The 3,998-nt window shown below is 50.2% G+C and carries 3 protein-coding genes; all 3 read left to right on the top strand.

Features of this window, described 5'->3' with window-relative positions:
- Nucleotides 1-242 precede the first annotated feature (242 nt).
- The 3 genes from Q0991_RS08315 to Q0991_RS08305 all read left to right on the top strand — a co-directional run bounded on the left by Q0991_RS08315 (nt 243) and on the right by Q0991_RS08305 (nt 3,693).
- Nucleotides 243-2,852, top strand: a complete 2,610-nt coding sequence (locus Q0991_RS08315; protein WP_299487291.1) for an O-antigen ligase family protein — start codon at nt 243-245, stop codon at nt 2,850-2,852.
- Nucleotides 2,853-2,921: 69 nt separating this feature from the next.
- Complete coding sequence (locus Q0991_RS08310; protein WP_299487288.1) at nt 2,922-3,239, top strand: DUF4342 domain-containing protein; 318 nt, start codon at nt 2,922-2,924, stop codon at nt 3,237-3,239.
- Between the two features lie 13 nt (nt 3,240-3,252).
- A complete protein-coding gene (locus Q0991_RS08305; protein ID WP_299487285.1) occupies nt 3,253-3,693 on the top strand; it encodes a YbjN domain-containing protein in 441 nt (146 codons plus the stop codon).
- Nucleotides 3,694-3,998: the final 305 nt, after the last annotated feature.

Below are 3,998 nucleotides of genomic sequence, written 5' to 3'. Positions count from 1 at the left end.
GTGAGGCGATGCAATTGCCTGTTTCTTCTTTCTTTGTTGTTCATGTAGGTTAAACAGCCGATTTGTTGGGTCAACTGGATAAAAACCCGAAATGAGTTGATTCTGATATTTTGGCTCGGCTTTAGAGTTGAGGTACGGCAATCTGGGACACTCACTCATCGGTCATCTATGGCCCCTCTATTGAAGTGTCGGCTAACGTGAGCGATCCGGGTAATCTGACTGCAAGATACCCCGTATGTGTAATGACCCTATCCTCAGACTCACAATTCGATGATCTGAACCCTTCTCCTGCGGATCAAGTCGCGGCTTCTTCGCGATCGCTCCTCGGCATCCTCTGTCTAGGACTGTATACCCTATTTACCCTGATGCCGGACAGTCACAGCCTTATGGTGGCTTGGCCCTGGGTGTTGGTGTGGCAATTGACCTGGCTTTGCCCCATCCTCTGGTTGGCAGGACAACTCTGGCAGCGTTCTCCCATACCTCGCCTACAGCAAGGTCTTGATTGGCTCGTGGCGTTGACCGCTGCTGGTCTCCTTTTGTCGACGATATGGGCTATATTTCCCAACCAGGCCCGCTGGTATACCGGAGCAGCGCTAGGTGGAATAGCTGCCCTCTACTGCATCACTGCCTGGTCTCAGTCCCCCATCCGCCGCCAGCGGTTGCTAGTAACCCAAGGGATAGTCAGTGTAGGATTCATAGTCACCAGTCTGCTCCTATGGACGACTCAGACGTTGTGGCCCGAGCTAAATCGCCTGCAGACACTTCAACAAGCAGGGATTCAAGCCAGCTACAACTTTTCCACTTTAGAATTGCGCAATTGGGCGCCTTTCGGCCATCAAAACTATGTGGCGGGCTATTTAGTCATGGCTCTGCCCCTCTTATTTGGCTTGGGGCTGACCCATCCTCGGTGGCGATGGTGGTGGTTTGGCAGCTTTGGCCTGGGCCTGGTTGATCTCTACACCACTAGCTCGAGAGGGGGCTGGCTGGGATTTTTGGTGGCCGGTCTGTATTTGGGACTGGCGCTCTTTCGTCAAAAGGAGCTCAATTGGCGCTGGTTGATCGGGGGAACCTTTGCTGGCCTGGGAATTGTTTTGGTCCTGGTACTGGCCAATAATCGCCTGAGTAGTCAAGTCAGCAATTTGTTGCAGGGACGTTCGGGTGGCGATATGGCCTATCGCCTGATTACCCATATTGCTGGCTGGAAGATGGGTAATCAGCAGCCGATTACCGGGATGGGCGCAGGCAGCGTACCTTTGGCCTACCAAGCTTACCGCCCTGATTGGGCAGGACTAGAAGCGGAGCATGCTTACCAACTCCATGGCACCTTGGCACAAATCTGGGCAGAACTCGGCATAGTAGGTATTGTCCCATTAATCCTTTTGTTCGGGTGGCTGCTTTGGCAAGGTTGGCGACAGATCACCCTTGCTACGGCTCAAGCCAATCTACTACCTCAAAGTTTACTCGCTGGCCTTCTAGGATATGGCCTGGTTTCCCTGACCGATTATCAGCTAGACAATATTGGCATTAGCGGTTTTATCCTCATCAATCTGGGGTGTCTTGCCTCCTTTATGCGCCCGCCAAGGGAGGCAAGCCCTGCCAACAGAGCATCTGATAAGCACTCCAGAAAAGCAGCAGGAATCCTATTGGGGATGGTCGTGGCCTGTGGGATATCGGTCGTTCCTGTCCATGCCGCTTGGCAGCTTTCCAGTCAAGGATTTTTAGCACTCAATCAACAAGACCTAAATCTATTCCGGCAGCGACTGGGAGACGCCCAAGCCAAAACGCCATGGGAACCGTATTATTCCTATCAGTTGGGGTGGAATTTAGGGGAAATAGGCTTAAAAACCCAAGATCCCAAACTCCGCAATGATCTGATTCAAACTGCTACTCAGCATTTTATACAAGGCAATCAAGTGGCTCCCGACCAAGAGTTCGGCCATACCAACTTAGGGTGGTTGTATTTGCAGACTGCCCCCCGCCAAGCAACCCAGGCGTTTGCGCGGTCAGCGGAATTAGTCCCCGCCAAGCGAGGGGTGTTTTTTGGACTGGGTCTGAGTTTGTTGGGGCAAGGTCAAACCGATCTGGCGGTTCAAGCAATGACCTTAGAATGCTTGCGCAATCCCATCTGGATCACCAGCCCTGTTTGGAAATCGTCGCCATTAAAATCGATTTACGACCAGGTTTTGGCCAATTTAAAACAGAACTATGACGAGTTAGTGCAAGGGCATCAGCATTTGCCTGAGTTGAATACGCATTTCCATCAAGGGAGAGGCAGTTTGCAGTGGTGGCGCGGTAACTTCGAAGCGGCCCAAGCCGATCTCAACGTTTATGGTAGCCCCCTGAGTCAGACTTTACTGAGGGTTGCTACAAGTCAACCGGGAGATTCAATCGAGATTTCTCCACAGTTATCAAATGCCCCTCGCAACATCATCCAAGCCTGGGTTGTGCCGGATCAGCGATCATCCTTGGTGGCTAAAGCTTGGTTAATGGGCACTAGCACCACTGACTCAACCCAGCTTGTAAACGTAACCTTAGACAGTATGCAGAAAGCTCGAACCTTTCAAGAGTGGTTACAAGACTATCCCATTGTTCGTCAATATCATCGGCAACGGGCTGGTTTTGGGGTGTTGAGCCGTCATACCGATGGTCCGAATCCAACAGACTTTTTCCGGGTCATCGATAATGTAGTTATGACCGAGATATTGAGTGACATGATGCCTGTACCTGTATATTTCCCTGATTTAGATCGGGCACTTCAAGAACGCCGCAATGCTTTGTTATCAGAGGTTAAAGCCTTATCAGAGAATGCTATGCTGACTTCATCGCTGATTCAAAGTGGTGCGATGGATTAGAGCGTTCTAATCGCTTATTGCCATGTTTATACCTATTTTTGATTGCGCTATTCTTCGGAGAATTAACCCATGAGTGAACCCAGCGATCGCATCCCTGATCAACCTCCCATGAAAGACGCCACCCCCACTAATCCGGCTCGGGTTGAAGAATTCAAACTCAGCAGCGGTTCGGTGATCGATAAGGTGAAAGAGCTGGTCAAAAAAGGCAATGTCCGCAAAATCATTATTAAAACCGATGCTGGACGTTCTTTAATAGAGATTCCCCTCTCCGTCGGGGTGGGGGTTGGTGCTGTAGGCATGATTACAGCTCCCCTGTTGACGGTACTAGGGGTAGTCGGGGTGTTCGCGGCCCGTCTTACGATTGTTATAGAAAAATCGCTGGAATAATATAAGGATTGGAATGGAATTTCAAACGCAAGCCCAACAAGCCTGTCATGCCAAAGTTGCCAGTTGGATGGATGAGCTCTTTGAGCAAATTCCCTGGGAGAAATTGGATGAGCCCGGATTTGGTCTTTTTATGGGGTCTGCTTGGGTGGAAGTGCGAATTTATCCCTGGCAAGACGATAGCGTTATCAATATTCGCTCTACTGTAGTTTCAGGGGCGAAGATGGCTGCCGACTTACAATCCCATCTTTTGCGCGAAAATGCAGAAATGCGGTTTGGCGCTTTTTCCGTTAATGATGCGGGGGATATCCTCTTCGAGCATACGATTGTGGGGTCAACCTGTGACCCCAATGAGTTAGAAGCTTCCGTCCAAGCCGTTTTAGCCGCTGCCGATAATTACGATGATCAGATTGTTGAGCGCTGGGGCGGAGAGCGGGCTTTGGATCGAAATCCTTGAAGATTGCTTCCAAAAACACCCCAGCCAATGTCTCACCTGGTGAGAGATCCAGACATTGGCTGAACAACCAGTATTGATGGAATTGGAAAGTGTGAACATGAAGCTATCGACCAAGAGACTCCTGGCCGTTGGGATTTTCTTGTTAGCTGGTGTGGGGGGATATGGTGTTTTCAGCAAACTGGGATTCATTTTCCCCTTGACTCATTTACCTTTGGGGATGACAAGGGTTTCACAATGTGGTCTGAATCAGTGATAGCGCCCTCATGCCTCTCTGGTAATTGAGTCGTTTATGGGGTTTCAGTTGC

Origin of the sequence: Acaryochloris sp. IP29b_bin.137 (assembly GCF_028285745.1) — a bacterium.
Classification (GTDB): Bacteria; Cyanobacteriota; Cyanobacteriia; order Thermosynechococcales; family Thermosynechococcaceae; genus Acaryochloris.
This window is presented reverse-complemented; position numbering and strand designations above follow the sequence as displayed.

Excerpts from the sequence above, each read along its gene's own strand:
- Q0991_RS08315 (WP_299487291.1), top strand. The coding sequence starts at position 243 with ATGACCCTATCCTCAGACTCACAATTCGATGATCTGAACCCTTCTCCT.
- Q0991_RS08310 (WP_299487288.1), top strand. The coding sequence starts at position 2,922 with ATGAGTGAACCCAGCGATCGCATCCCTGATCAACCTCCCATGAAAGAC.
- Q0991_RS08305 (WP_299487285.1), top strand. The coding sequence starts at position 3,253 with ATGGAATTTCAAACGCAAGCCCAACAAGCCTGTCATGCCAAAGTTGCC.